The following is a 26,308-nucleotide window of genomic DNA, read 5'->3' as shown; positions in this document are numbered from 1 at the left end:
TCAGCCGCGGCGGACGCGGTACTCGGTCGTGATCTGTCCGGCCGGGTAGGCGCGGGTGGAGACGTGCGTGAGCGGCAGCAGCCCCAGACCCGTCGGGGTGACGGGTCGTCCACCGCCGATCACGGCCGGAAGGGTGCGGAAGCGCACGGTGTCGACGAGGCCGGCCCGGAACAGCGCGTCGGTCAGCGTCAGACTGCCCCAGACGATCACGGCGCCGCTGTAGTGATCGAGCAGCCGGCGGGCGATCTCCACGCCGTCGCCCGCTTCGACCTGCGCGGGCGCGTGGCTCCCCCAGGGCGCCGCCGTGAGCGTCGAGCTGACGACGTGCTTCGGCAGGGAGTTCATGGGCCCGGCCGCGGGCTGGCTCTCGACGGTCTCGTTCGGCCAGAAGCCGGAGAACATCTCGTAGGTGCGGCGGCCCATGAGGATGGCATCGACTCGTTCCAGCATGATCAGCTGATCGGTGTCGACCTCGGTGGGGTCGGCGACGCCGATGAAGGACATCCCCCCGTCGTCATCCACCGCCTTGCCGTCGGCACTGACGATCTGCTCCACGATGAGCCCGCTCATGCGGCCACGCTAACCCCGAGCCCCGCTCGCGTCCAGCGCGAACGGAGCGGGATGGGCGGGTATCAGTCCTCGTCGTCCTCGTCGTCGAGCTCGCGGGGCTTGACGTAGGGGTCCTCGTCGCCGGCGTAGTGGGCGCCCGAGGCGAGCGCCGCCGAGTCCGAGTCGCGCTGGGCGGCCTCGCGCAGCAGCGACGAGATGCGGTCGGCGTTCTCGGGGATCGCGTCGGCGATGAATTCGAGGCTCGGCGTCAGGCGGGCGGTGATGTTGCGGCCGACCTCGGTGCGCAGCATCCCTGTCGCGGCCTTCAGAGCGGCAGCGGAATCCGTGCGCTCCTCATCGGTGCCGTAGACGGTGTAGAAGATCGACGCGTGCTGCAGGTCACCCGTGACGCGCACATCCGTGATGGTCACGAATCCGAGACGCGGGTCGCGCAGCCCCTTCTCGAGGCGCTTGGCGACGATCTCCTTGATGCGGTCGGCGAGCTTCGCCGCGCGGGGGTTCTCACCCATGAGTCACAACTCTCTCTCGGTTCCCCGATCGTGCCGCGCGGGGCGCGGCCGGGGCAAGTCGGGAAGGGCCCCGCCCTCGCGTGACGCGAGTGCGGGGCCCGATGAGCCGGGGCGTCAGGCCCGCGGCTTCTCCTTCATCTCGATGGTCTCGATCTCGTCGCCGATCTGGATGTCGTTGAACTTGCCGAGGCCGATACCGGCCTCGAAGTCCGTCTTGACCTCGGTGACGTCGTCCTTGAAACGACGCAGCGACTCGATCGCGAGGTTGTCGCCCACCACGACGCCGTCGCGGATGACCCGCGCCTTCGCGTTGCGGGTGATGGTGCCCGAGCGGACGAGCACACCGGCGATGTTGCCGAACTTCGAGGAGCGGAACACCTCGCGGATCTCGGCGACACCCGACTGGACCTCTTCGTACTCCGGCTTGAGCATGCCCTTGAGCGACGACTCGATGTCGTCGAGCGCGGAGTAGATGACCGAGTAGAAGCGCACGTCGATGCCCTCGCGCGCGGCGCGCTCGCGGGCCTTGACGTCGGGGCGGACGTTGAAGCCGATGACGATCGCGTTGTCGATCGTCGCCAGGTCGATGTCCGACTCGGTGACGGCACCCACACCGCGGTGCAGGATGCGCAGCTGGACGCTGTCGTCGACCTCGATCTTGAGCAGAGCCTCCTCGAGCGCCTCGACGGCACCGGAGACATCACCCTTGATGATGAGGTTGAGCGACTCGACCTTGCCCTCTTCGAGAGCGCGGGTGAAGTCCTCGAGCGAGATGCGCTTGCGGGCCTTGGCCAGCTGGGCATTGCGCTGAGCGGCTTCGCGCTTCTCGGCGATCTGACGGGCCGTGCGGTCCTCCTCGGTGACGAGGAAGGTGTCGCCGGCGCGGGGCACGGTCGACAGACCCTGCACCTGCACGGGGCGCGACGGCCAGGCCTCCTCGACCGGGTCGCCGTTCTCGTCCATCATCGCGCGGACGCGACCGTAGGCCGTTCCGGCGACGATCGCGTCGCCGACGCGCAGCGTTCCCGACTGGATGAGCACGGTCGCCACGGCGCCACGTCCCTTGTCGAGCTTCGCCTCGATGGCGACACCGCGGGCGTCCTTGTTCGGGTTCGCACGCAGGTCGAGACCGGCGTCGGCGGTCAGCAGGACCGCATCCAGGAGCTCGGTGATGCCCTTCTTCTGGATCGCCGACACGTCGACGAACATCGTGTCGCCGCCGTACTCCTCGGCCACCAGACCGAACTCGGTGAGCTGCTGGCGCACCTTGGCGGGGTTCGCCCCCTCCTTGTCGATCTTGTTGACCGCGACCACGATCGGCACGTTCGCCGCCTGCGCGTGGTTCAGCGCCTCGACCGTCTGCGGCATGATGCCGTCGTCGGCGGCGACCACCAGGATCGCGATGTCGGTCACCTGCGCACCACGGGCGCGCATGGCGGTGAACGCCTCGTGACCCGGGGTGTCGATGAAGGTGATGGCGCGCTCGATCTCCTCGTGCTCGGTCCACACCTGGTAGGCGCCGATGTGCTGCGTGATGCCGCCGGCCTCGCCCGCGACGACGTTCGCCTGGCGGATCGCGTCGAGCAGCTTGGTCTTTCCGTGGTCGACGTGACCCATGACGGTGACCACCGGAGGACGGATCTCGAGATCCTCGTCGTCCTCGTCGGCGAGCTCCTGCTCGATGTCGATGTCGAAGGCCTCGAGGAGCTCCTTGTCCTCGTCCTCGGGCGAGACGACCTGGATCTTGTAGCCCAGCTCCTCACCGAGGATGCCGAAGGTCGCCTCGTCGAGCGACTCGGTCGCGGTCGCCATCTCACCGAGGTGGAACAGCGCCGTGACGAGCGCACCCGGCTGCACCGGGATCTTCGTCAGGTTCTCGATCTTGTCCGCGAGGTCGCTGATCGACGCACCGCGGCGCAGACGCAGGACCGCGCCGTTGCCGCGAGGGATCGCGACGCCGCCGAGCTGCGGGGCATCCCGCATCTCGAATTCGGCGCGCTTCGTCCGCTTCGACTTGCGGGCGCGGCTCTTGCCGCCGCCACGACCGAAGGCGCCGGCCGTGTTGCCACGACCACCGCGACCGCCGCCGCCGGGACGACCGGCGAAGCCGCCACCGGGACGGGGACCGCCGCCGCCGCCGGGAGCGCCGCCGGGACGACCGGGGCCGCCGGGACGCTGCTGGAAGGGAGCGCCGGGACGACCGGGGCCGCCGGGACGCGGGGCGCCGGGACGCGGAGCACCGGGACGCGGGGCGCCCGGGCGGGGCGCGCCGGGACGCGGAGCGGCCGGACGCGGGATGCCGGCGCCGCCACCGGGACGCGGCATGCCCTGGCTCGACGAGAAGGGGTTGTTGCCGGGACGCGGGGCGCCCGGGCGAGCCATCCCCTGGCTCGAGGCGAAGGGGTTGTTGCCGGGGCGCGGGGCGCCGGCGGGGCGAGCCCCACCGGGACGCGGCGCGCTGCCGGCGTCGCCGCCCTGCTGCGGGGTCGCGGGGCGAGCGCCACCGGGCTTGGGAGCCGACGAGGCGGCGGGGGCGGCGGGCGCGCTCGGCGCCTGAGCAGCCGGCGCTGCAGCGGCGGCGGGCTTCTCGGCGGCCGGGGCGGGCGCCGCGGCCGGCTTCGGCGCGGCCGGCGCGGGGCGCGGGCCGGGCTTCGGGGCGGACGAGGCGGGCTTCGCCTCGACCTTCACGCCGTCGGCCTCGAGCGCTGCCTTCAGGCGGCGCGCGACCGGCGGGGCGATGGAACTCGAAGGACTCTTGACGAATTCGCCCATGTCCTTGAGCTTGTCCATCGCAAGCTTGCTGTCGATCCCGAGTTCATTCGCGATCTCGTGTACGCGTGGGTTGGCCACAATTCTCCTGTCGGGGGTCCACCCCGCAACAGGGTGGACGTCATCGAATGACGGAACTCATCTCGAGCCGCTCATTACTTGTCCATGCTCTTCAGACCGTTTCAGTCCTGGGATCCGCATCGGGCGAGATCCTCTGCCGTCGTCGGAACCAGTGAGGTGTCGATACCGGGCTCACGCAGCGCGCGCCCGAAGGCTCGGCGGTGAAGGGCGGTCTCGATGCAGCCGAGGTGCGGATGCACCCAGGCGCCCCGGCCCGGGAGTCGCGTCGCGGCATCGGCCACGACCCGTCCGTCGCGCGCGGCGAACCTCAGAAGAGAGGTTCGGGGAGCACGCTGCCGGCAACCCAGGCAGGTTCTGACAGGGGTCAGTCTAACGCGCTCGACGGTGTCCATGTGTCCGCCAGGCTACCGGCGCGGCGTGGCGGGCTCCGCCACGACCGGATCCGTGCCGTGCCGCCCGGTGTCGCAACGCCGCCCGGACCCGGTCGACGGGCAGAATGAGCGATCGTATGGATGCCGCGCTCGACCTCCTGAATCTGCCCCTGTTCACGATCCTCGGCGAGCACGTCACCGTGCTCGAGATCTTCGGCTTCGTCACCGGCGCCCTGTGCGTGTGGGCGGTGAGCCGGCAGTGGATCTGGAACTGGCCGGTCGGACTCGTCAACAACCTCGCGTTCCTGCTGCTGTTCCTCGGCGCGGGCCTCTACGCCGACGCCGGCCTGCAGGCCGTGTTCTTCGTGCTCGGCGTGTACGGCTGGATCGTCTGGGTGCGTCGGCGCCGCGGCGCGGCCGGCGCGAGCGCGCTCGTCGCGCCGATCCAGCGCGCGGGGCGCCGCGATGTCGTGATCGCGATCACGGCGACCGCGCTCGGCACCGTCGCCGTCGCGTGGCTGCTCGCGACCGAGACGGATTCGGCCGTGCCGTGGCCCGATGCCTTCGTGCTCAGCGCGTCGCTCGTCGCGACCTGGCTGCAGGCGCGCAAGGTGCTCGAGCACTGGTGGATCTGGATCGCCGTCGACGTGGTCTCCGTTCCGCTCTACGCCGTCAAGCACCTCTACTTGACCGCGATCCTCTACACCGGGTTCCTGGCGCTGTGCGTCTACGGCCTGGTCGGATGGCGGCGCGATCTGCGTCGGCAGCAGACGCCCGCCGAGCCGGCCGTCGCCTCCGCGGTGACGCCGGCATGAGCGCGGGGTCGACGACGACCGGGCTGGTGATCGGCAAGTTCTATCCGCCGCACCTCGGTCACCTCGCGCTGATCGAGCGCGCGGCGGGCGAGGTGGATGAGCTCGCGGTGCTGGTGCTCGCGAGCACGATCGAGTCGATCCCGCTCGCCGATCGGGTCGCCTGGCTGCGCGAGGCGACCTCAGCACTGACCGCCGTGACCGTGATCGGGCTGCCCGACGACGGAGCCGTCGACTACGACAGCGAGGCGGCGTGGGTCGCCGAGTCGACGCGCATGTCAGCGGCCGTCCGTGCCGCCGGGATGGGCCCGGTCGACCTGGTCTTCACCTCGGAGGGCTACGGCGAGGAGCTCGCCCGTCGGCTGGGCGCCCGCGCGGTGACGCACGATGCGCGCCGTTCGGCTGTGCGGGTCAGCGGCACGGCGGTGCGTGGCGACCTCGTCGGCACCTGGACGCTCCTGCCCGAGGCGACGCGGCGCGGACTCGCGACGCGGGTGATCGTGGTGGGCGCCGAGTCGACGGGCACGACGACGCTCGCCGAGGCGCTCGCGACGCACTACCGCGAGCATCCGCGGTGGCCGCATCCGGGACTCCAGTCGGTTCCCGAGTACGGTCGCGAGTTCACCTACCTGCTGCACGCCGAGGCGAGCGCAGCCGCCTCGGCCGCGGGTCGGCCGGCGCCGGTCATGGACGACCTGGTGTGGCGTCCCGAGCACTTCGCCCTCATCGCCCACGAGCAGAACGCCCGCGAGGAAGAGGCGGCGCTGGCGCTTCCGCTCGTGATCGCCGACACCGACGCCTTCGCGACGACCCTCTGGGAGCGGCGCTACGTCGGCGAGCACAGCATCGCCTCGGCGACCGCGGGCGGGGCGACGCTCCCCCGGCGCGATCTGTACCTGGTGACCGATCACGTCGACGTGCCCTTCGAGGACGACGGCTGGCGCGATGGCGAGCACATCCGCCCGGAGATGACCGGCTGGTTCGTCGACGAGCTGACCCGGCGCGGCGCCTCCTGGATCCTGCTGCGCGGCAGTCACGACGAACGCCTCGCCTACGCGACGCGCGCGGTGGACGCGCTGCTCGAGCACCGCCGCGCCTTCGCCAGCCCGCCGTGGGACGAGCCGACCGTCCTGAGATAGCGGACGGCCCACCGCGCGTCCGGAGACGCGCGATGGGCCGAGATCGTGCCGACGCGGTGTCGGCGGCGGCTGATCCGCTCAGCTCTCCATCACGGAGTCGGGCTGGATGTCGATGCGCGCGCCCGTGAGCTTGGCGGCGAGGCGTGCGTTCTGCCCCTCCTTGCCGATCGCGAGCGAGAGCTGGTAGTCGGGCACGAGGGCGCGCACGGCCTTGAGCGACTCGTCGACGACGAAGGCGCTCGTGACCTTCGCCGGCGAGAGCGCGCTCGCGACGAAGGTGGCCAGGTCGCCCGACCAGTCGACGATGTCGATCTTCTCGGCGCCGAGCTCGGCGGTGACGGCGCGCACGCGCTGCCCGAGCTCGCCGATGCACGCGCCCTTGGCGTTGATGCCGGGCTGCGTCGCGCGGACCGCGAGCTTGGTGCGGTGCCCGGCCTCGCGAGCCAGCGAGGCGATCTCGACGAGACCGGAGGCGATCTCGGGCACCTCGAGGGCGAAGAGCTTGCGCACGAGACCGGGGTGCGTGCGGCTGACCGTGATCGACGGGCCCTTGAGTCCCTTCGCCACGCTCGTCACGTAGACGCGGATGCGCTGGCCGTGCACGTACTCCTCGCCGGGCACCTGCTCTTCGGGAGGGAGGATCGCCTCGATCGTGCCCAGGTCGATGTGGATCATGCGCGGGTTCGGACCCTGCTGGATCACGCCGGCGACGATGTCGCCTTCCTTATTGCGGAACTCGCCGAGCACCTTGTCGTCGCCGATGTCGCGCAGACGCTGGTTGATGACCTGCTTGGCCGCGAAGGCGGCGATGCGGCCGAAGTCGTCGGGCTCGTCGACGGCCTCGCCGATCTGCTCGCCGTCGTCGTCCAGCTCGGGCACGAAGACCTTGACGTGACCGGTCTTGCGGTCGAGCTCGACGCGCGCGTGGAAGTCGGGACCCTGATCGACGTGCTTGAGGTAGGCCGTGAGGATCGCCTGCTCGATGATCTGCACCAGCTCGTCGAACGGGATCTCCCGCTCGCGTTCCATGAGCCGCAGCACTCCGAGGTCGATGTCCATGAGAGGGCCTCCCGCTATTCAGATGACGCACCCGGAACCCGGGGTGCGACTAGTCAGCCTAGCCGCATCCCGGGGCCCGGTCGCGCTCAGCCGAGCAGCGCGGCGACCTCGCTCGCGGGCACGTCGCGGCGCTCCCCGCTGCGCCGGTCCCAGAACTCGACGACGCCATCGGCGGCATTGCGGCCGGCGATCACGATGATCGGCACGCCGAGCAGCTCGGCGTCGCCGAACTTGACGCCCGGTGAGACCTTGGGACGGTCGTCGTACAGCACATCGTGGCCGGCGGACTCGAACTCGGCGCAGAGCTTCTCGGCCAGGTCGAAGGCGACCGCGTCCTTGCCGGTGGCGACGACGTGCACGTCGAAGGGCGCGACCTCCTTGGGCCAGAGCAGGCCGCGGTCGTCGTGCGTGGTCTCGGCGATCGCGGCGAGGATGCGGGTCACGCCGATCCCGTACGAGCCCATCGTCACCGTGACGAGCTTCCCGTTCTCGTCGAGCACCTTGAGGCCGAGCGCGTCGGCGTACTTGCGGCCGAGCTGGAACACGTGCCCGATCTCCATGCCGCGCGCGAGGTGGACCGGTCCGGAGCCGTCGGGAGCGGGATCGCCCTCCTTCACCTCGGCGGCCTCGACCACGCCGTCCGCGTCGAAGTCACGACCGGCGACGAGTCCGAAGACGTGCTTGCCGTCGCTGTTCGCGCCGGTGATCCAGCCCGATCCCTCGACGACGCGCGGGTCGACGACGAAGCGGATGCCGGTCGCCGACTCCTCGCCGAGCACGGCGCCCTCGGGCGACCACGGCCCGATGTAGCCCTTGACGAGGCCGGGATGCTTGAGGAAGTCGGCTTCCGTCGCGGCTTCGATCTCGGCGGGCGCGAAGGCCACCTCGGCACGCTTCATGTCGACCTCGCGGTCGCCGGGCAGGCCGACGACGACGAGCTCGCGGGTGCCGTCGAGGTGGGTGAGCGCCAGCACGACGTTCTTCAGCGTGTCGGCGGCCGTCCAGGCACGGCCGTCGGGACGCGGGTGCTTCGCGTTCGCGACGTCGACGAGGGTCTGGATCGTCGGCGTGTCCGGGGTGTCGAGCACCTCGGCGGGGGTGAGCCCCGCGTAATCGCGCGTCGGCGGAGCCACGGTCGTGAACGCCTCGACGTTCGCGGTGTAGCCGCCGGCCGAGCGCACGAAGCTGTCCTCGCCGATGGGCGTCGGGTGCAGGAACTCCTCCGAGCGCGAGCCGCCCATCGCGCCGGCGTCGGCCTGCACGATCACGTACTCGAGGCCGAGCCGGGCGAAGATGCGCTCGTAGGCGTCGCGCTGGGCCTGGTAGCTCGCATCCAGCCCGGCGTCCGAGGCGTCGAAGGAGTAGGCGTCCTTCATCGTGAACTCGCGGCCGCGCAGGAGGCCCGCGCGCGGACGGGCCTCGTCGCGGTACTTGTCCTGGATCTGGAAGATCGTGAGCGGCAGGTCCTTGTACGAGGAGTAGAGATCCTTCACCAGCAGGGTGAAGACCTCCTCGTGCGTGGGCGCGAGCAGGTAGTCGGCGCCCTTGCGGTCCTGCAGACGGAAGATGCCGTCGCCGTACTCCTCCCAGCGGCCCGTGAGCTCGTAGGGCTCGCGGGGCAGCAGCGCCGGGAAGTGGACCTCCTGCGCGCCCGCGGCATCCATCTCCTCGCGGATGATCGCCTCGATGCGCGCCTTGACGCGAAGACCGAGCGGCAGCCACGCGAACACGCCAGGGGCCTGGCGGCGGATGTAGCCGGCGCGCAGCAGCAGCTGGTGGCTGGCGACCTCGGCATCGGCGGGGTCATCGCGCAGGGTGCGGACGAAGAGACGAGTCAGGCGTGTGGGCACGCCCTCCAGCGTACCGAGCGCGCGGGGCTCGGCACGCCGGGGCGTCACCAGGGCTTGTCGGAGCGGGAGCCCGAGGAGCTGTTCTCGTCGCCGTGCTGGTCGCGATTGCGCCCGGCCTGCTCGTCACGGCCTTTCAGCTGGCCGAGCTTGTCGCCGAGCGTCTTGCTGGAGTCGCCGTCGTCGCCGCTTCCGCTGCTGCCGTTCGAGCCGTCGCCTTGGTCGCCCGTCCCGGTGCTCGGCTGTCCGGACGGCTGCCCCGTCCCCGTGCTCGGCTGACCGGAGGGCTGCCCGGAGCCGCTGCTCGGCTGGCCCGACGGCTGACCCGATCCGCTGCTCGGCTGGCCCGACGGCTGCCCGCCCTGACCGCCCTGGCTCTGATCCTGATTCGGGTCCTGGCTCTGGTTCTGATCCTGGTTCTGATCGGTGCCGCCCGAGTCGGCGAGCTTCTTGTTCAGCCGCTCGATCGACGAATCGGCCTTCTTCACGAAGGATTTCACCTCGACGCAGTCCTTGTCGCGCGCGGCCTGCCACTGATCGCGGGCCTCGAACCAGGCGGCGCGCGCATCATCCGTCTTGCCGGCGGCCTTCGCGGCGTCGCCGATCTTCTCGGTCGTGAGCTCGAGATTGGCGACGGCCGGGCAGAACTGCTCGACCGAGCCGGCGTTCGCGACCGAGGTCGCGAGCTCCTTCTTCGATTCGGGGAGGAGGCCGACCTGACCGTAGGCGGTGCCGAGGTTGTAGTGCGGCAGGTACTGATCGATCGGATTCAGGCTCACGCCCCAGCGCGCCCAGCTCGCCGCGGCCTTGTAGTCCTTCTGCGCGTAGGAGTTCGACACGCCGAGCTGGATGATCGCGTTCACGAAGGTGCCGATGGCGAAGAGCCCCACCGGCACGACGAGCAGCAGCGAGACGCCGAGCATGCGCCGACGCAGCCGACGGGCGTCTTCGGACGGGGCGATGAGACGGGCCCACGGCGTGCCGGGGCCGGTGCTCGGCGCGGCCTCGACCTCGACGGTCGGGACCTCCTTCTCGGCGGTCGCGCTCATATCAGTTCACCTTCTTCGGCTTCGCGGTGCGCAGCTCGGCCAGCTGACGCCATCCGATGAACAGCTCCCAGGCCAGCAGTAGGAACGCGGCGATCGCGGGGATCCAGTACAGGCGTTCGGCGATCGACAGCTTCTTGACCTCGACCTGCTCGCCCAGCCGGTTGCCGACATCGGGCAGCGTCGGGGAGGAGCCTGGCGCACGATGCTGGTATCCGACTCCGAGGTCGGAGGCGATCTTCTTCAGCACGGTCTCGTCGATCTTCGAGATGGCCGGCTGGCCCGTGGACGGGTCGACGAGGTACGGGGGCTGGGTGGGACTCGCCGACGGCGTGGGCTGCGGAGTCGGCGGAGCGGTCGCACCGCCGGTGGCCTCGTCGTACTGGTCGTCGACGAACACCTCCGCGTTGTTCTCGCGCATCGGACCACCCTGCGCCGTGCCGTAGCCGAGCACGGCGCCGGCGTCGAAGAGCCCCTTCGCCGCCGAGAAGCTCTGAGCGCCGTCGACGGTCGCGGTCTGCTCCCCGTCGCCCATGTACACGACCACGCGCACCCGCGAGGGGTGGTCCTTGCGCGAGGCCGTCAAGCGCTCGGCCAGGAGATCGTTGGCCTGGTACGGCGTCGAACCCTGCGAGTAGTCGGTGATCTCGACCTGCAGCGTGTCGGCGAGAGAGAGCACCGCATCCGGATCGGCGATCAGCGGCACGCGCACCTGCGCGGCGCTGTCGAAGGTGATGAGGCTGTAGCGGGCGCCGCCGTACTGCTCGACGACCGAGCGGAGATCCTGCTTCATGAGGTCGAGGCGGGTGCGGCCGTCGCCGTAGTCCTCGGCGTTCGAGCTGGTCGTGGTGTCCATCAGCACGAACACGTCGACGTCGGAGCGGATCTCCTTCGTGGTGCCGCCGGGGATCGCGGGGCCGAGAGCGGCGACACCGAGCAGCAGCACGGCGACGAGGCGGCGGATGGGCGAGATGCGCGCGCGCATCCCCCCGCTTCGAGCGATCTGCCAGATCGTGAAGCCGAGCGGCGGGATCAGCAGGAAGACGATCCAGCCCACGCTGATGACGGGGTCGAAGATCACGTGCGCATCCTCCAGCCGATGAACGCGACGAGCCACACCGCGAGGATGCCGACCACGAGCGCACCACCCGGCTCGTCGGTCACCACCAGACGCGGCGTGCCCTTGAGCTTCGACGCCTGGTCGGCGAGCACGCGCTTGACGATCTCGTCGGCGGCGCGGGCGTCGTCGAGGCCGAAGAGCTTGCCGCCCGTCGCCTCCGACTCCTGCTGCAGCTCGCGCTTCTCCGGCGTCGAGATGCCGAGGAACGACGGGGTGAGCGCGTAGACCCGCACCTTGCGCTCCTGGGCGAACCGCGACGCCTCGTCGAGGGTCACGAGCGGGTCGCCGTAGAGCTCGTTGTCGGTCGCGAGCAGCACCGTGCGCGAGCGCTCCGACTCGGTGTTGTCGAAGCGCAGCACGCAGCTCGCGAGTCCATCGCCGATCAGCGACGAGCCGCTGCCGAGCAGGGTGCCGCTCAGCAGATCGAAGCTGCCCGCCTGCGGATCAGGGTAGTAGCCCAGACGATCCGCCTCGGCCGCGGCATCCGCGACCGATTTCAGCTGCTCGTCGACGTAGCTGTAGTCGTCGGTGAGCGGGAAGACCTGCACGGCCGACGCGTTCCAGATGACGAGCGAGATGCGCTCGCCCGAGAAGCCCTTCGCGATCGCGCGGAACTGGTCGAGCACCTCGGCGTCGTCGCCGAGCATCGAGCCGGAGACGTCGAGACAGAGCACGATGTCGCGGTTCGCGGTCTCGGTCGTCACGACGTCGGTCGTCACCGGTCGGGCGGCGACGATCGCGAGACCGCCGAGGGCGAACAGGCTCACCGCCAGGAGGCCCGCGAACAGCACGCGACCCCGGCGATACGCCTTGCGGTACTCGGGCAGGGCGAACAGACGCTCCACGTGCGCCGCCGCCAGAACGGTGCTGTCGCCGCGACGGCGACGACCGCGCGAGACGATCAGGTAGACCGCGAAGGCGGCCACGACGAGCCCCAGCAGGGCGAACGGCATCCAGCCGAAGACTAGCTCCATGCCTGCACCACTCCTCTCGCGGAATCGAGCGCCGGACCGATCCCCGCGTCGGGGTCGGGCGCGAACGCGATCGGGTACCAGCCCGAGACGGCGTCGGCGATCGGCACCAGCCGGCTCTCGCGCAGCTCCTCGAGCGTCATGCTGCGCGCGTCGATCCCGGTGCGCTGGTAGCCGAACTCGCGCACGATCTCGCTCAGCTCGATGTGCGCGTCACGGGTGTCGATGTCGCCGGCCTCGAACCGCCGCCGCACGCGATCGATGCGCGCGAACGCCTTCGGGCCCGCGTCCGGCGGCGGCACGTAGCGTTTGATGACCGGCGCCGGCGGCGCCTCCATGGGCTGGGCGGCGCGCTTCGCGATGACGCGCGAGAGGATGATCCACGCCGCCAGCAGCAGCAGGAACACCGGCAGCACGATCCACCAGAACCAGTCGTAGACCTGGGGCGGGAAGTAGGGGTCGACGGGGTCGTTCATCGGCGCCGCCCTCCCCCGCGGGTCGGCGCGCCACGACGCTCAGATCCCTGCACGCGAACGCCTCCTCAGCAGGTTGAGCAGCGTCGGCACGACCGACTCGATGCGGCCGACGCGCGCGTGCGAGACGGCGAGTCGGGTGAAGAAGGTGCGCTGCGAGTCCACCCGCCAGGTCGCCGCCTCGGCGTAGAGCCGGCGCAGCTTGCGGTCGGAGCGGAAGATGGCCGGGATGAGCTGATCGTCCTCGACGCCCACGATCTGCCGGCGGCTGCCGTCGCCCGAGATGAGGTCGAGGTCGGCGACCGTGATCCAGAGCAGCTCGTGGCGGGTGCCGAGAGCTTTGAGCGTGTCGTCGAGGTCGTCGGGCGGCATGAGGTCGTCGGCGACGACCACGAGGATGCCCCGGTTGCGCAGCACGCGCGACACGTGCCCCAGCAGCTCGGTGATGTCGCTCTGCTCGCCATCGAGGGTCGTCTCGTCGCGGATGCCGCGCAGCAGCGACTCCAGGTAGCCCTCGGTCGACTTCGGCGGGCGGATCCGCACACGTCCCTCGGAGTGCGTGATCATGCCGACCGAGTCGCCGTGACGCAGCGACAGGAAGCCGAGCACCCCGACGATGTCGATCGCGATGTCGCGCTTCGCCTCGCCGCCCTCGGCGACCGCGGCCATCCCCCGCCCGGTGTCGACCACGAAGAGCACATCCTGACGCCGGGTCTGCAGGTAGCGCTTCACCAGCGGCTGCCCGGTGCGAGCCGTCGCCTTCCAGTCGATGTCCTCGACCTGGTCGCCGGGAACGTAGACGCGCAGGTCGTCGAAGTCGAGACTGCGGCCGACGTGCAGCGAGGCGTACGCGCCGTCGAGCAGGTTCGTGGTGCGTCGGTTGGCGTGGATGAACAGCCGTGACTTGACGCGCGGGAGCAGGGAGGCCATGCCGCTTACGGGGTCGGGATCGCGGCCACGATCGCGTCGATGATCTGCCACGACGTGACCTCGAGCGCATCCGCCTCGAAGGTCAGCACCACGCGGTGGCCGAGCACACGACGCGAGAGCTGCTTGACGTCTTCGGGGATCACGTAGCCGCGGCCCTGCAGCAGCGCCAGCGCGCGGGCCGCCTGCAGGAACGCGATCGACGCGCGCGGGCTCGCACCGTAGTCGACGAGTCGGGCCCAGTCGGCGTTGATGACCGAGGCGGGGTTGCGGGTCGCCTGCACGATCGCGATCAGGTACTGACGCACCTGGTCGGCGACGAAGACCTTCTGGCCGGCCTCCTGGATGAAGCGCACGTCGTCGAGCGTCAGCGGGTCGGGATCGTGGTCGTCGCGGTCGAAGACGCCGCTGTCGATGCGCCGCAGGATCTCGAACTCGTCGGCCGGGTTCGGGTAGTCGAGCACCTCCTTGAGCAGGAAGCGGTCGAGCTGCGCCTCGGGCAGCAGGTAGGTGCCCTCCTGCTCGATCGGGTTCTGCGTCGCGATCACGAGGAAGGGCTCGGGCAGCGGGTAGATCGTGCCGCCGATCGAGGTCTGACGCTCCTGCATCGCCTCGAGCATCGCGCTCTGCGTTTTCGCGCTCGAGCGGTTGATCTCGTCGAGCAGCACGATGTTGGCGTGCACGGGACCGAGCTGCGTGACGAAGCGCGAGTTCGGCGCGTCGTAGATCTGGGTGCCGAGGATGTCGCTCGGCAGCAGGTCGGGCGTGCACTGGATGCGGCGGAACTCGGCCTGCACGGCCGTGGCGAGCGTGCCCGCGGCGGTCGACTTGGCAAGACCCGGAACGCTCTCGAGCAGGATGTGTCCGCCCGCGACGAGCGCCGTCATGATGCTCGTGCGCAGCGCCTGCTGGCCGACGACCTTGCGGGCGAACGCCGCCGACATGCGCTGCACGATGCGGGCCGAGCGCTGCAGGTCGGCGTCGGTGAGCTGCACCTCGGAAACCCGCGGCGCCGCGGACGCGGCGGCAGCCTCGCTCGCGGCGGTCGGCGTCGGAGCGGGACCGAAGCCGGGCTCGGTGCCGTCGTGCCGGATGGGCACCTGCTGCTGGACCGGCTGGCCACCGGACGCCGGCGGCGGCGCGACCGGGTGCCCCGGCTGAGCCGGCTGACCGGGCTGCGCCGGCTGCGCGCTCGGCGCGACCGGCTGCGCGGTCGGCGCGGCGGGCTGAGCGGGCGCCTGCCAACCGGGTGTCGGCTGCGGGGCGGGGCTCTGCGGTGCGGGATCGGTCACTGATCTTCCTCCGGGAGGGGCGGCGGGTGTCCTGTCGAGCCTAGGCGACCGGACGTTCTCTCGAATTCTGCGGGGAGCAGGTGTCGGCGCACGATGGGGACGCGTGCCCATCGCACGACCACCACGCCGCGACGGTCAGGAGGTGACGACCTCCGGCGAGCCGACGGGCGCATCCGCCCCCATCTCATCCGCGAGGCGCTGGGCCTCGAAGATCAGCGTCTCGACGATCTCCGACTCCGGCACGGTCTTGATGACCTCGCCCTTGACGAAGATCTGGCCCTTGCCGTTGCCCGAGGCGACCCCGAGGTCGGCCTCGCGGGCCTCGCCGGGTCCGTTGACGACACAGCCCATGACGGCGACGCGCAGCGGCACGGTCACGTGCTTGAGGCCCTCGATGACGTTGTCGGCGAGCGAGTACACGTCGACCTGGGCGCGACCGCACGACGGGCACGAGACGATCTCGAGCTTGCGCTCGCGCAGGTTGAGCGACTGCAGGATCTGCAGGCCCACCTTGACCTCCTCGGCGGGCGGCGCCGAGAGCGAGACGCGGATCGTGTCGCCGATGCCCTCGCTGAGCAGGATGCCGAACGCGGTCGCGCTCTTGATCGTGCCCTGGAACGCGGGGCCGGCCTCGGTCACGCCGAGGTGCAGGGGCCAGTCGCCGCGCTCGGCGAGCTGACGGTAGGCCTTGACCATGACGATCGGGTCGTTGTGCTTGACCGAGATCTTGAAGTCGTGGAAGTCGTGCTCCTCGAACAGGCTCGCCTCCCAGACCGCGCTCTCGACGAGCGCCTCGGGGGTCGCCTTGCCGTACTTCTCGAGCAGGCGCTTGTCGAGCGAGCCGGCGTTGACGCCGATGCGCAGGCTCACGCCGGCATCCTTCGCGGCCTTCGCGATCGCGCCGACCTGGTCGTCGAACTTGCGGATATTGCCCGGGTTGACGCGCACCGCGGCGCAGCCGGCGTCGATCGCCTGGAAGACGTACTTCGGCTGGAAGTGGATGTCGGCGATGACCGGGATCTGGCTCTTCTTCGCGATGATGTGCAGCACATCCGCGTCGTCCTGGCTCGGGCAGGCCACGCGCACGATGTCGCAGCCCGAGGCGGTGAGCTCGGCGATCTGCTGCAGGGTCGCGTTGATGTTCGTGGTCGGCGTCGTGGTCATCGACTGGACGCTGACGGGGGCGTCGCCGCCGACCAGTACCTTTCCCACCTTGATCTGGCGGGACTTGCGGCGGGGGGCGAGCACCTCGGGAGCCGGTTTCGGCATCCCGATGTTGAGAGCGGGCATGGTCGTCAGGGTACGCGGATGAGGTGACGGCTGTCTGGACGACGCACGGCGCTCAGCGTCAGGACAGCTTCACCGGGTTGACGATGTCGGCGTACATCAGCAGCAGGCTCGTCGCGCCGAGGATCACGACGATCACCATCGTCAGCGGGATGAGGCGCGAGAGGTCGAAGGGGCCGGGGTCGGGTCGCTTGAAGAGCTTCGCCACGCGACGGCGCAGCGACTCCCAGATCGCGCCGAGCACGTGACCGCCGTCGAGCGGCAGCAGCGGGATCAGGTTGAAGACGAAGAGGGCGATGTTGACGCCCCCGATCAGGCTGATCAGGCTCTGGGCGCGCGCCGCGACCGGCGTCTGGTCGCTCGCGGAGATCTCGCCGGCGATGCGGCCGACGCCGATCAGTCCGATGGGTCCGTTCGCGTCGCGCTCTCCCCCGCCGAACGCCGCCTTCGCGACGCCGACGATGCGGTCGGGGAAGTTGAGGATGACGTTCCCGACCGAGGTCACGTTGTGCCAGACGTAGGGAAGCACTGCGCTGACGGGCTGCTGCTGCTGCGTGCTCTGCGGTGTGATGCCGACGAAGCCGACCGTCTCGGTGCGGTAGCTGCCGTCGGCGTTCTTGACCGGCTGACCCTGCGCGTCGTACACGCCGACCGTGTTCTCGATCGGGGTCATCTCGAGGGTCTTCTGAGCACCGTCGCGCTCGACGACGACCGTCACGGCCTCGCCGGTCGAACGTCGGATGATCGACTGCAGGGTGCTCCAGTCGGAGATATCCGTGCCGTCGATCGAGACGATGCGGTCGCCCGGCTGGACGCCGGCGGCCGCGGCCGGGCTCGCATCCTTGCCCGCGCAGCTCGCCTGATCGGCGGTCGCCGTCGAGGTCACGCATTCGCTGACCGCCGCGATGGTGGTGCTCGAGGTGGGCAGGCCGAACCCGCACAGCACGATCGCCGTGCAGGCGATGCCGATGAGCAGGTTCATGGTCGGGCCGCCGAGCATCACGATGATGCGCTTCCACGGCGAGAGCTTGTAGAACACGCGGTCGGCGTCGGCGGGGTCGAGCTCGTCGCCGGCCTTCTCCCCCTCCTGCACGAGGGTGTCGAAGAAGCCGGTCGTCGAGCTGCGGGCCGAAGCGCTCTCGGTGCGCGACGCCGCGGTGCCGACCGACGCATCCTCGACGGCCCCGGGGGTCAGAACCGACTCGGCGGCGAGCTCTGCGTCGAGCGCATCCGACGAGCTCTCGCGCCGGCCCCAGCGGCGCCGGCGCGGCTTCTCGGGCGGGTACATGCCCGCCATCGAGATGTAGCCGCCGAGCGGGATGGCCTTCACGCCGTACTCGGTCTCGCCCACCTTGCGCGAGAAGACCGTGGGGCCGAAGCCGATCATCCACTGGCCGACCTTGACGCCGAAGATCTTCGCCGGGATGAGGTGGCCGAACTCGTGGAGCCCGATCGAGACGGCGACGCCGAGCGCGACGATGACGACGCCCAGGATGAACAGCAGCACGGACTCCACGTCGGGAAGGCTACGCGCGCGACGCTGGGAGCGCGCCCCCGCTTGCTGGGGTGTCGGCTCTGCGCAGGATCCGGATGGACTCAGGCGCGGGCGATGAGCGCGTCGGCCTGCTCGCGGGCCCAGCGCTCCGCGTCGAGCACCGCGTCGAGATCGAGCGACGCCGCAGGCTCGTGCCGGTCGACCACGTCATCCACCGTGTCGAGGATGTCGAGATAGCCGATGCGCCCCGCGTGGAAGGCGTGCACCGCCTGCTCGTTCGCCGCGTTGAACACGGCGGGATAGGTGCTGCCGGCCGTGCCGACGCGCTTCGCCAGGGCGACCGCAGGGAAGGCGTCGTCGTCGAGGGGCTCGAAGGTCCAGGCCGACGCGGTCGTCCAGTCGAGCGGCGCGCCGACGCCCGAGATCCGGTCGGGCCAGGCCAGGCCGAGCGAGATCGGCAGACGCATGTCGGGCGGCGAGGCCTGCGCGATCGTCGAGCCGTCGACGAACTCGACCATCGAGTGCACGATCGACTGCGGATGCACGGTCACGGCGATCCGGTCGTAGGGCACGTCGAAGAGCAGGTGCGCCTCGATCACCTCGAGGCCCTTGTTGACGAGCGTCGACGAATTCGTCGTGACGACGAGGCCCATGTCCCAGGTGGGATGCGCCAGCGCCTCCGCCGGCGTCACGTCCGCGAGCGAGTCGCGCGAGCGGCCGCGGAAGGGGCCACCCGATGCGGTCAGCACGAGCCGCCGCACCTCGTGCGGCTCCCCCGCGCGCAGCGCCTGCGCGATCGCCGAGTGCTCGGAGTCGACCGGCACGATCTGACCGGGCGCGGCCGCGGCCTTCACGAGCGGCCCGCCGACGATCAGGCTCTCCTTGTTCGCGAGGGCCAGGCTCGCGCCCGTCTCCAGCGCCGCCAGGGTGGGCGCGAGCCCGACCGAGCCGGTGATGCCGTTGAGCACGACGTCCGCCTCGGTGTCGCGCACCAGCTGCACCGCCTCGTCGACGCCGAGCGCCAGCGCATCCACCGCGAAGTCGGCGCCCTGCTGCTCGAGCCGCTCGCGATTCGTGCCCGCCGCCAGGCCGACGACTTCGAAGCGCTCGGGGTTGCGGCGGATGACGTCGAGCGCCTGCTCGCCGATCGAGCCGGTGCTGCCGAGGATGACGACGCGGCGCGACACGCTCAGCCCTGCGTCGAGGCGGTCGCGCCGGTGTCGAGGATGTCGACCACGAAGATCAGCGTGTCGGTCGCCGCGATGCCGGCGCTCGGCTGACCGCCCGAGGGACCGTAGCCCTCGGCCGGCGGGATGATCGCGATGACCTGCGAGCCGACCTTCTGCCCGACAAGAGCCTTGGAGAAGCCCGCGATCACCCCGGTGGTCGGGAAGCTGGAGCTCTGGCCGCGGGTCCAGCTGGCGTCGAAGACCTTGCCCGTGTTCCAGTCGATGCCCTTGTACTGCACCGTCACGGTGTCGCCCGCGGCGACCGTCGCGCCGTCGCCCTGCTTGAGCTGCCCGATCAGCGTTGTCGCCGGCTCGACCACCGTCTTCGGCAGGTCGACCTCGGGCTCGCCCGACTTCTTGAGGGTCACCTTCGGGAACTCCGCGCCGGGATCGACGCTCTTGCCGTCGGCCTTGTCTTTGACGATGCTCACCACGTCGGCGACCGCGACGAGCACGTCATCGGCCTTCAGCTCGCCGGCGCCCGTGGCGCCGAAGCCGTCGTCGGGCGGGATGACCGCGGCGATGATCGCACCGGGCTTCGCGCAGAGCACCGCCTTGCGCAGCCCGGCCGGCACCTGCGTGTTCGTCATCGGCAGCGTCTCGACGGCCGAGCCCTCGTAGCCGGTCGCGCCGAGCGCCTTGCCGGTCGTGCCGTTGACGAAGGTGAACCGCACCTTCACGTTGTCCTTCTCGGTGATCTTCGCGCCCGTGCCGGCCTTGATCACCGACGCCTGAGTCGCGTCCGTCTTCAGCGGAGCGTCGAACGTCACCTTCGGCGCCGTGTCCGCGCCGTCGGCGACCTTCACCTTCACGGCCTTCGACGCATCCCCCGCGGCCGGGCAGCTGAGGGCGGCATCGCCCGGGTCCCCCTTCTCGGGAGTGCTGCACCCGGCGAGGGTCGCGACGAGCAGACCGGCGGCGGCCAGGGCGGGGAGGACAGGGCGGGTGAAGCGCATGCGCAGACCTTCGAGTCGAGGGCGGGATCGCGACCAGTCTGCCGCACGCGGGGTCGAGGCTCCTGAGCGCGGCGCGGCGGGCACGACGGTCGGGATCTGCACGGGCGAGCTCGGACGAGCGCCTAGGCTCGACCGCATGGACTTCAGCGTGCCCCAGGAGCGCAAGCTCGTCACCGAACTCCCCGGACCGAAGTCGGTCGCGCTGCAGGCGCGCCGCGAGGCCAGCGTCTCGCGCGGAGCGGGCACGCTCGCCAACATCTACATGGAGCGCGGCTCCGGCGCGATCCTGGTCGACGTCGACGGCAACCAGCTCATCGACCTGGGCTGCGGCATCGGCGTGACCACGATCGGCCACGCGAACGCCGACGTCGCCGCGGCCGCCGCCGAGCAGGCGACCAAGCTGACCCACACGCTCTTCACGGTCACGCCCTATGAGAACTACGTGCGCGTCGCCGAGAAGCTCGCCGAGATCACGCCGGGCGACTTCGAGAAGCGCAGCGTGCTCGTCAACTCGGGCGCCGAGGCCGTCGAGAACGCCGTCAAGATCGCCCGCAAGTTCACCGGCCGCCGTGTCATCCTGAGCCTCGACCACGCCTTCCACGGCCGCACTAACCTGACCATGGCGATGACCTACCGCCCCTGGCCCGAGCGCGCCGGCATGGGACCGTTCCCCGGCGATCTCTACTCGGTGCCGATCAGCTACCCCTTCCGCGACGGGCTCTCGGGTGAGGAGGCGGCCGCCAAGACGATCGACTACATCCGCACCCACATCGGCGCCGAGGAGGTCGCGGCCTTCTTCGTCGAGCCGATCCAGGGCGACGGCGGCATCATCATCCCCGCCGACGGCTACTTCCGCGCGATCAAGACCTTCTGCGAGGAGAACGGCATCCTCTTCGTCGCCGACGAGATCCAGGCCGGCATCGCCCGAACCGGCGCCTGGTACTCGATCGAGCACCACGGCGTTGTGCCCGACATCGTCACGACCGCCAAGGGCATCGCCGGCGGCTTCCCGCTCGCGGCGGTCACCGGCCGTGCCGAGGTCATGGATGCAGTGCAGCCCGGCGGCGTCGGCGGCACCTTCGGCGGCAACCCGGTCTCGACCGCGGCCGCCCTCGCGACCTTCGAGGTCATCGAGCGCGAGAACCTCATCGGCGAGGCGCAGCGGGTCGAGAAGGCGCTCTGGGCGCGCATCGGCGACTGGGCCGACAGATTCGCGGTGGTCGGCGAGGTGCGCGGCAAGGGCGCCATGTTCGGCATCGAGCTCGTCAAGCCGGGCACCCGCGAGCCGAACCCCGAGGCCCTGAAGGCCGTGCTGAAGCACGCGACCGCGAACGGCGTGATCCCGCTCGACGCCGGCAGCTGGGACAGCGTGCTGCGCCTGCTGCCGAGCGTGGTCATCAGCGAGGAGCTGATCGACGACGCCGCGTCCGTGATCGAGGAGGCGCTGGCGAAGCTCGGCTGAGCCGGCCGAGCCGGCTGCGAGCCGTCAGGCGGCGACCTGCACGTCGTGCGACGTCGAGCGCACATCGTCGCCGTGTCGCACCGATGACGGCCCCGCGGTCGTGCGCGGCACCGAGATGCGGGCCTCCCGCCGCTCGGCGAGATCGACGACGGGCGCCTGCGCCGCGACCTCGCGGCTGACCTCGCGCAGCAGATCGAGGATCGTCAGCCCGAGAGCGCGGCAGAGCCCGGCGAGCACCTCGCTCGAGGGTTCCTTGCGTCCGCGTTCGATCTCGGACAGGTACGGCATCGAGATCGCGGCGTCGTGCGCGACCTCACGCAGCGTGCGACCGGAGTCGAGTCGGATGCGACGCAGCGTGGCGCCGACGGCGTGCCTCAGCAGCATGGAGCCGACGCTAACGGGCGGCGCGACCGTCGGGGAAGCGCGGCGAGCCGGGTTCGCGGAGGGCGGACGGGCCGCGGGGCGATCGTCCACCGCCTCGGCGTGCTCCTGTCGCGTCAGCTCAGCGGGTCGTCGGCCAGCAGCACCACCGGCTCATGGCGCACCGGGAAGGCCACGCTGTTCGCGATGAAGCACTTCGACCGCGCCGAGTCGTGCAGACGCTGCGCGAGCTCGGGATCGCCCGCCGCGATCGTGACCGCCGGACGCAGCACCGCCTCCGTCACCGCGCCCGAGCCGTCGGCTTCCGTCTTCAGCGTCGCCGTCGCGTCATCGGTGTAGCCGACCACGACGACGCCGTTCGCCGCCGCCTCGTAGAGGTAGGCGAGCAGATGGCACTGGCTGAGCGCGCCGAGCAGCATCTGCTCGGGGTTCCAGAGCGCGGCGTCGCCGTGGAACACGCGGTCGGCCGACCCGCGGATCTCGTGATGCCCCTCGGCCCGCAGCACGTGCTCGCGGCTGTAGGCGCGCGCATCCGCCGTTCCTCGACCGAGGTCGCCCGTCCACTCGAGCTGCACCCGGAAGCCGTACTCGAAGCGCATGTCCGTCCCCTCCGGCGGTGTCGCCGCCGATCAATAGACTCGATCATCATGACGGACCAGCCCTTCGCCCCGCATCCGCTCACCGCCGCCGGCTCGGTCGAGCTGGCCGTCGTCGACCGCTCCGGCCTCGACGAGTCGCGTCACCTCGGTGTCGCGGTGGTCGTCTCCCCTTCCGGTGAGGTGCTCGAGGCCCATGGTGACGTGTCGGCCGCCATCTACCCGCGCTCGTCGCTCAAGCCGCTGCAGGCCACGGCGGCGCTCGCGACCGGCGTGCGACTCGACCAGGAGCAGATCGCTCTCGCCACGGCGAGCCACGGCGGCACCTCGCGCCACATCGAGGTGGTCGAGCGCACCCTGCTCGGCGCCGGTCTCACCGCCGACCATCTGCAGTGCCCGCCGGACTGGCCGCTCGACGCCGCCTCGGGGCGCGACGCCGGAGAGAAGCGCCGCGTCGCGATGAACTGCTCGGGGAAGCACGCCGCTTTCCTGGCGGCCTGCGTGCACGCCGGGTGGTCGACCGAGGACTACCTCGACCCCGCACATCCGTTGCAGCGCTCGATCGCCGACATCGTCGAGCAGCACGCCGGCGAGGCCATCGCGCACAGTGGCATCGACGGCTGCGGCGCTCCGGTCCACGCCATCACTCCGGTCGGGATGGCGCGGGCCGCCAGCCGGGTCGCGAACGGACCCAGCGTGATCGCCTCGGCCGTGCGCGCGCACCCGTGGGCCATCGACGGCCCCGGTCGCGACAACACGGTCGCCGTCGAGAACCTCGGCGTCTTCGCCAAGCTCGGCGCCGAGGGCTACTACATCGCGGTCGCGCAGGACGGCACGAGCGCCGCGGTCAAGGTGCTCGACGGCTCCGGCCGCGTCGGCAGCCTCGTCGCGCTGAGTCTGCTCGCGCGACACAGCCGACTCGACCCGGGCGCTCTCGCCGAGACGCTCGAGCGCACCGCTCCCCCGATGCTCGGCGGCGGCCGGCCGGTCGGCAGCTGGCGCCTGCTCGTCTGAGCCGGCTCAGGCGCGCAGCAGCCGCTTCCGCCGCGCGGCGCCGATCAGGCTGATCGCGATGACCGCCGCGATCGCCAGGAAGAAGATCAGCGACGCGAACACGTTGGCCTGCGCCGGGATGCCGCGCGCCGCGGCGATGTAGATGTACTTCGGCAGCGTCTCGGCGCTCCCCGACACGAAGTTCGTGATGATGAAGTCGTCGAAGCTCAGGGCGAAGCTCAGCAGCGCCGCCGCCACGATGCCGGGCAGCAGCAGCGGGAAGGTCACGCGCCAGAAGACCTGGGCCGGCGAGCCGTAGAGATCGCGTCCCGCCTCCTCGAGCGCCGGGTCGAGCGACGCCGCTCGCGCGCGAACGGTGACGACCACGAAGCTGATGCAGAACATCACGTGGGCGATCGTGACCGTGACCAGGTTCTTCTCGATGCCGAGGTTGACCAGCTGCGACGAGAGACCGGCGCCGAGCACGATCTCGGGAGTCGCCATCGGCAGGAACAGCAGGATCGTCAGCGCGTTGCGGAACCGGAAGCGGAACCGCACGAGCGCGATCGCGATCGCGGTGCCGAGCGCGCAGGCGACGAGGGTCGCCGCGATGCCGACGCCGATGCTGGCGCCGAACGCGCCGCAGACCCGCGCGTCGTCGCAGATGCCGGTCCAGTTGTCGAGCGTGAAGCCGCGCCAGATGATGTTCGTGCGCCGCGCGTCATTGAACGAGAACAGCACCGTGTAGCCGATCGGCACGAGCAGGATCGCGAAGACGACGATCGAGTAGACGGCGACGCCCCAGCCGCGGAAGCGGCCGCTCACAGCAGGTCCTCCGTCTTCGTGGCGCTGACGTAGATCGCGACCGGGATGAGGATCGCGACCATCAGCACGATCGACATGGCCGCCGCGACGGGGTAGTTCTGCAGCACGAGGAAGTTCTGCTCGATCACGTTGCCGATCATCGCCGTGTCGAGACCGCCGAGGAAGCTCGGGCTCGCGTTGATGTAGTCGCCCGTCGCGGGGATGAAGGTCAGCAGCGTGCCCGACACGACGCCGGGCAGCGAGAGCGGGAAGGTCACCCGCCAGAAGGTGTTCCAGCGGCTCGCGTAGAGGTCGGAGGCCGCCTCGAGGTAGCGCAGATCGAGCCGCTCGAGCGAGGTGTACATGGGCAGCACCGTGAACGGCAGGAAGTTGTAGGTGAGACCGAAGATCACCATGAACGGGGTGCCGGTCAGGTGCGCGTCGTGCGGCAGCAGCGAGAGCGCCTGCAGGAAGGAGACGACCGGCCCCTCGTCGGAGAAGATCTGCTTCCACGCGAGGGTGCGCAGCAGGAAGCTGATGAAGAACGGCGCGATGACGAGCACGAGCGCGAGGCTCTGCAGCAGCGGGAAGCGCCGCAGGGTCACCCCGATGAAGTACGCGAGCGGATAGCCGATCAGCAGCGTCAGCACCGTCGCGGTCAGGGCGAACAAGAACGACCGCCCGAGCACGGGGGCGTAGGTCTGCAGCGCCACGACGTAGTTGCCGACATTGAAGCCGTAGACGTACGACCCGATCGCTAAGTCGGGACTCGGCGACTGCAGACTGGTCAGCACCAGCGAGATCAGCGGCGCAACGTAGGTAATGGCGAGGTAGATCACACCGGGCAGCAGGAGCAGCAGCACGATGCGGCTCTTGCGCTGCGCGGCGGCGACACCGGGTGCCGCCTCGGGCCCGCCGGCGAAAGCGCCGAACGCCACCTCAGGCCTCCCCGGCGGCGGCCGCGGCCTCGCTCGGCTCGTCGTCTCCGGCGAAGCTGGAGCCCGGCGCCGCCGCATCCACGAGACCGAAGCTGTGGTCGGCCGACCAGGTGACCCAGACCTCGGCGCCGGGGTTGAGCGTCGATCCGAAGACGAGGTTCTGGGCGAAGACGGTGACGGCCGGCAGCGCCGGGTTGTCGGGGAACTCGACGACGTACTGGGTGCTGACCCCGGCGAAGGAGGTGTCGGTGATGCGGCCGGGCCCGATCACGTTGACGCCGGGCGTCGGCGTCGGCGCGTCCGTGACGAGCAGGAGCTTCTCGGGACGGACGCCGATCGTGACCGTGCCGCTCGTGCGCTGGGCCCGCGCCGTCGGCACCGCGAGGCGACTCCCGGCGACATCGACGACCGTGACCTCGTCGGAGCTCGTGACGACCTCGCCGGTGAGCAGGTTCGACTGGCCGAGGAAGTTCGCGACGAAGGCGGTGCGCGGCAGCTCGTACAGCTCCTGCGGCGATCCCATCTGCTCGATGCGCCCGTGGTTCATGACGGCGACCGTGTCGGCCATGGTCATGGCCTCCTCCTGGTCGTGCGTGACGTGCAGGAACGTCAGTCCGACCTCGGCCTGGATGGCTTTGAGCTCGAGCTGCATCTCGCGCCGCAGCTTCAGGTCGAGCGCCCCGAGCGGCTCGTCGAGGAGCAGGAGCGCGGGACGGTTGACGATCGCGCGCGCGAGGGCGACGCGCTGCTGCTGGCCGCCCGACAGCTGCGAGGGACGCCGGGTGGCGAGGTGATCGAGCTGCACGAGGCGGAGCGCCTCGGCGGCGCGGGCCGCCGCATCCTTCGCGCCCCGGCGCCGCAAGCCGAATTCGACGTTGCCCTGCACGGTCATGTGCGGGAACAGCGCGTAGCTCTGGAAGACGGTGTTGACCGGGCGCTCGTGCGGCTTGACCGCGGTCACGTCGCGGCCTCCGATCACGATCCGCCCGGCGGTCGGCTCCTCGAGCCCGGCGACGAGACGCAGCGTGGTGGTCTTGCCGCAGCCGGAGGGGCCGAGCAGCGCGAAGAACGAGCCGGCGGGGATCGTCAGGTCGAGTTGCTCGATCGCCGTGAATCCGGGGAAGGTCTTCGTGATCTGCCGGAGCTCGAGATCGGCTCCGGCTTCATCGAACGCCGTCATC

The 26,308-nt window shown here is 70.7% G+C and carries 25 protein-coding genes; 4 read left to right on the top strand and 21 right to left on the bottom strand.

Annotation, left to right across the window (positions count from 1 at the left end; genetic code table 11):
• The 4 genes from FJ657_RS09360 to FJ657_RS09345 form a co-directional block, all read right to left on the bottom strand.
• A complete protein-coding gene (locus FJ657_RS09360) occupies positions 1-570 on the bottom strand; it encodes a dihydrofolate reductase family protein (protein WP_141163380.1) in 570 nt (189 codons plus the stop codon).
• Between the two features lie 62 nt (positions 571-632).
• Positions 633-1,079 carry a 30S ribosome-binding factor RbfA gene (rbfA, locus tag FJ657_RS09355; protein WP_141163379.1) on the bottom strand — a complete coding sequence of 149 codons (447 nt, stop codon included), beginning with the start codon at positions 1,077-1,079 and terminating at the stop codon, positions 633-635.
• Between the two features lie 114 nt (positions 1,080-1,193).
• Entirely contained in the window at positions 1,194-3,929 is a 2,736-nt protein-coding gene (infB, locus tag FJ657_RS09350) for a translation initiation factor IF-2 (RefSeq protein WP_141163378.1), read from the bottom strand.
• Positions 3,930-4,030: 101 nt separating this feature from the next.
• On the bottom strand, positions 4,031-4,321 hold the full coding sequence (locus FJ657_RS09345; protein ID WP_141163377.1) for a YlxR family protein: 291 nt from the start codon (positions 4,319-4,321) through the stop codon (positions 4,031-4,033).
• A 104-nt stretch (positions 4,322-4,425) separates the two neighbouring features.
• Here FJ657_RS09345 and pnuC point away from each other — a divergent pair, with 104 nt between their 5' ends.
• Entirely contained in the window at positions 4,426-5,115 is a 690-nt protein-coding gene (gene pnuC, locus FJ657_RS09340; protein WP_255447240.1) for a nicotinamide riboside transporter PnuC, read from the top strand.
• Positions 5,112-6,251, top strand: coding sequence for an AAA family ATPase (locus tag FJ657_RS09335; RefSeq protein WP_141163376.1), 1,140 nt, complete (start codon positions 5,112-5,114; stop codon positions 6,249-6,251). Before pnuC ends, FJ657_RS09335 begins: the two co-directional genes overlap by 4 nt.
• A 78-nt stretch (positions 6,252-6,329) precedes the next feature.
• Here FJ657_RS09335 and nusA read toward each other — a convergent pair whose 3' ends face one another.
• The 12 genes from nusA to FJ657_RS09275 form a co-directional block, all read right to left on the bottom strand.
• Complete coding sequence (nusA, locus tag FJ657_RS09330) at positions 6,330-7,310, bottom strand: transcription termination factor NusA (protein WP_141163375.1); 981 nt, start codon at positions 7,308-7,310, stop codon at positions 6,330-6,332.
• 86 nt (positions 7,311-7,396) lie between these two features.
• The gene (locus FJ657_RS09325) at positions 7,397-9,160 is read right to left on the bottom strand and encodes a proline--tRNA ligase (protein ID WP_141163374.1); all 1,764 of its coding nucleotides are present in this window, start codon (positions 9,158-9,160) and stop codon (positions 7,397-7,399) included.
• Between the two features lie 44 nt (positions 9,161-9,204).
• On the bottom strand, positions 9,205-10,206 hold the full coding sequence (locus FJ657_RS09320; RefSeq protein ID WP_141163373.1) for a hypothetical protein: 1,002 nt from the start codon (positions 10,204-10,206) through the stop codon (positions 9,205-9,207).
• Between the two features lies 1 nt (position 10,207).
• Positions 10,208-11,284, bottom strand: a complete 1,077-nt coding sequence (locus tag FJ657_RS09315) for a VWA domain-containing protein (RefSeq protein ID WP_141163372.1) — start codon at positions 11,282-11,284, stop codon at positions 10,208-10,210.
• Positions 11,281-12,297 (bottom strand): vWA domain-containing protein, encoded by a 1,017-nt coding sequence (locus tag FJ657_RS09310; RefSeq protein ID WP_141163371.1) that lies wholly within the window; start codon positions 12,295-12,297, stop codon positions 11,281-11,283. The genes FJ657_RS09315 and FJ657_RS09310 overlap by 4 nt, the downstream gene beginning before the upstream one ends.
• Positions 12,288-12,770, bottom strand: a complete 483-nt coding sequence (locus FJ657_RS09305) for a hypothetical protein (protein WP_141163370.1) — start codon at positions 12,768-12,770, stop codon at positions 12,288-12,290. The genes FJ657_RS09310 and FJ657_RS09305 overlap by 10 nt, the downstream gene beginning before the upstream one ends.
• 39 nt (positions 12,771-12,809) lie before the next feature.
• Positions 12,810-13,697 (bottom strand): DUF58 domain-containing protein, encoded by an 888-nt coding sequence (locus FJ657_RS09300; RefSeq protein WP_141163369.1) that lies wholly within the window; start codon positions 13,695-13,697, stop codon positions 12,810-12,812.
• 5 nt (positions 13,698-13,702) lie between these two features.
• Positions 13,703-14,668, bottom strand: a complete 966-nt coding sequence (locus FJ657_RS09295) for an AAA family ATPase (protein WP_439653944.1) — start codon at positions 14,666-14,668, stop codon at positions 13,703-13,705.
• A 453-nt stretch (positions 14,669-15,121) separates the two neighbouring features.
• Positions 15,122-16,276, bottom strand: coding sequence for a flavodoxin-dependent (E)-4-hydroxy-3-methylbut-2-enyl-diphosphate synthase (ispG, locus tag FJ657_RS09290; RefSeq protein ID WP_181408929.1), 1,155 nt, complete (start codon positions 16,274-16,276; stop codon positions 15,122-15,124).
• 58 nt (positions 16,277-16,334) lie between these two features.
• Complete coding sequence (locus tag FJ657_RS09285) at positions 16,335-17,789, bottom strand: M50 family metallopeptidase (RefSeq protein ID WP_255447239.1); 1,455 nt, start codon at positions 17,787-17,789, stop codon at positions 16,335-16,337.
• An 80-nt stretch (positions 17,790-17,869) separates the two neighbouring features.
• Complete coding sequence (dxr, locus tag FJ657_RS09280) at positions 17,870-18,961, bottom strand: 1-deoxy-D-xylulose-5-phosphate reductoisomerase (RefSeq protein ID WP_141163368.1); 1,092 nt, start codon at positions 18,959-18,961, stop codon at positions 17,870-17,872.
• Positions 18,958-19,953, bottom strand: coding sequence for an FKBP-type peptidyl-prolyl cis-trans isomerase (locus tag FJ657_RS09275; RefSeq protein ID WP_141163367.1), 996 nt, complete (start codon positions 19,951-19,953; stop codon positions 18,958-18,960). Before FJ657_RS09275 ends, dxr begins: the two co-directional genes overlap by 4 nt.
• A gap of 136 nt (positions 19,954-20,089) precedes the next feature.
• Between FJ657_RS09275 and FJ657_RS09270 the strand changes: the two genes are divergently transcribed.
• Entirely contained in the window at positions 20,090-21,415 is a 1,326-nt protein-coding gene (locus tag FJ657_RS09270; RefSeq protein WP_141163366.1) for an aminotransferase class III-fold pyridoxal phosphate-dependent enzyme, read from the top strand.
• Positions 21,416-21,439: 24 nt separating this feature from the next.
• Here the strand turns inward: FJ657_RS09270 and FJ657_RS09265 are convergent, their stop codons facing one another.
• Positions 21,440-21,799 (bottom strand): helix-turn-helix domain-containing protein, encoded by a 360-nt coding sequence (locus tag FJ657_RS09265; RefSeq protein ID WP_181408928.1) that lies wholly within the window; start codon positions 21,797-21,799, stop codon positions 21,440-21,442.
• A 113-nt stretch (positions 21,800-21,912) separates the two neighbouring features.
• On the bottom strand, positions 21,913-22,395 hold the full coding sequence (locus FJ657_RS09260) for an OsmC family protein (protein WP_141163365.1): 483 nt from the start codon (positions 22,393-22,395) through the stop codon (positions 21,913-21,915).
• Between the two features lie 48 nt (positions 22,396-22,443).
• Between FJ657_RS09260 and FJ657_RS09255 the strand changes: the two genes are divergently transcribed.
• A complete protein-coding gene (locus FJ657_RS09255; protein WP_141163364.1) occupies positions 22,444-23,406 on the top strand; it encodes an asparaginase in 963 nt (320 codons plus the stop codon).
• A gap of 6 nt (positions 23,407-23,412) precedes the next feature.
• On the opposite strand, the gene FJ657_RS09250 is transcribed toward FJ657_RS09255, so the two are convergent.
• Genes FJ657_RS09250 through FJ657_RS09240 form a run of 3 tightly spaced genes read right to left on the bottom strand, consistent with a single transcriptional unit; the run spans position 23,413 to position 26,307 of the window.
• Positions 23,413-24,210 carry an ABC transporter permease gene (locus FJ657_RS09250; RefSeq protein WP_141163363.1) on the bottom strand — a complete coding sequence of 266 codons (798 nt, stop codon included), beginning with the start codon at positions 24,208-24,210 and terminating at the stop codon, positions 23,413-23,415.
• Positions 24,207-25,127 (bottom strand): ABC transporter permease, encoded by a 921-nt coding sequence (locus tag FJ657_RS09245; protein ID WP_255447238.1) that lies wholly within the window; start codon positions 25,125-25,127, stop codon positions 24,207-24,209. The genes FJ657_RS09250 and FJ657_RS09245 overlap by 4 nt, the downstream gene beginning before the upstream one ends.
• Before the next feature lies 1 nt (position 25,128).
• Positions 25,129-26,307: an ABC transporter ATP-binding protein gene (locus FJ657_RS09240; RefSeq protein WP_141163361.1), complete on the bottom strand. Its 1,179-nt coding sequence runs from the start codon at positions 26,305-26,307 to the stop codon at positions 25,129-25,131.
• Position 26,308 lies beyond the last annotated feature (1 nt).

The organism is Schumannella soli, from assembly GCF_006517435.1.
GTDB lineage: Bacteria > Actinomycetota > Actinomycetes > Actinomycetales > Microbacteriaceae > Schumannella > Schumannella soli.
The sequence above is the reverse complement of the archived record's forward strand: the minus strand, read 5'-3'. Positions and strand labels throughout refer to the sequence as shown.

Bases quoted from the DNA above. Each gene is read 5' to 3' on its own strand.
- FJ657_RS09335 (WP_141163376.1), top strand. From the start codon at position 5,112: ATGAGCGCGGGGTCGACGACGACCGGGCTGGTGATCGGCAAGTTCTAT.
- FJ657_RS09345 (WP_141163377.1), bottom strand. From the start codon at position 4,321: ATGGACACCGTCGAGCGCGTTAGACTGACCCCTGTCAGAACCTGCCTG.
- FJ657_RS09360 (WP_141163380.1), bottom strand. From the start codon at position 570: ATGAGCGGGCTCATCGTGGAGCAGATCGTCAGTGCCGACGGCAAGGCG.
- FJ657_RS09270 (WP_141163366.1), top strand. From the start codon at position 20,090: ATGGACTTCAGCGTGCCCCAGGAGCGCAAGCTCGTCACCGAACTCCCC.
- FJ657_RS09310 (WP_141163371.1), bottom strand. From the start codon at position 12,297: ATGGAGCTAGTCTTCGGCTGGATGCCGTTCGCCCTGCTGGGGCTCGTC.
- rbfA (WP_141163379.1), bottom strand. From the start codon at position 1,079: ATGGGTGAGAACCCCCGCGCGGCGAAGCTCGCCGACCGCATCAAGGAG.
- nusA (WP_141163375.1), bottom strand. From the start codon at position 7,310: ATGGACATCGACCTCGGAGTGCTGCGGCTCATGGAACGCGAGCGGGAG.
- FJ657_RS09305 (WP_141163370.1), bottom strand. From the start codon at position 12,770: ATGAACGACCCCGTCGACCCCTACTTCCCGCCCCAGGTCTACGACTGG.
- FJ657_RS09255 (WP_141163364.1), top strand. From the start codon at position 22,444: ATGACGGACCAGCCCTTCGCCCCGCATCCGCTCACCGCCGCCGGCTCG.
- FJ657_RS09300 (WP_141163369.1), bottom strand. From the start codon at position 13,697: ATGGCCTCCCTGCTCCCGCGCGTCAAGTCACGGCTGTTCATCCACGCC.
- ispG (WP_181408929.1), bottom strand. From the start codon at position 16,276: ATGCCCGCTCTCAACATCGGGATGCCGAAACCGGCTCCCGAGGTGCTC.
- FJ657_RS09265 (WP_181408928.1), bottom strand. From the start codon at position 21,799: ATGCTGCTGAGGCACGCCGTCGGCGCCACGCTGCGTCGCATCCGACTC.
- FJ657_RS09320 (WP_141163373.1), bottom strand. From the start codon at position 10,206: ATGAGCGCGACCGCCGAGAAGGAGGTCCCGACCGTCGAGGTCGAGGCC.
- pnuC (WP_255447240.1), top strand. From the start codon at position 4,426: ATGAGCGATCGTATGGATGCCGCGCTCGACCTCCTGAATCTGCCCCTG.
- FJ657_RS09275 (WP_141163367.1), bottom strand. From the start codon at position 19,953: ATGCGCTTCACCCGCCCTGTCCTCCCCGCCCTGGCCGCCGCCGGTCTG.
- FJ657_RS09240 (WP_141163361.1), bottom strand. From the start codon at position 26,307: ATGACGGCGTTCGATGAAGCCGGAGCCGATCTCGAGCTCCGGCAGATC.
- FJ657_RS09260 (WP_141163365.1), bottom strand. From the start codon at position 22,395: ATGCGCTTCGAGTACGGCTTCCGGGTGCAGCTCGAGTGGACGGGCGAC.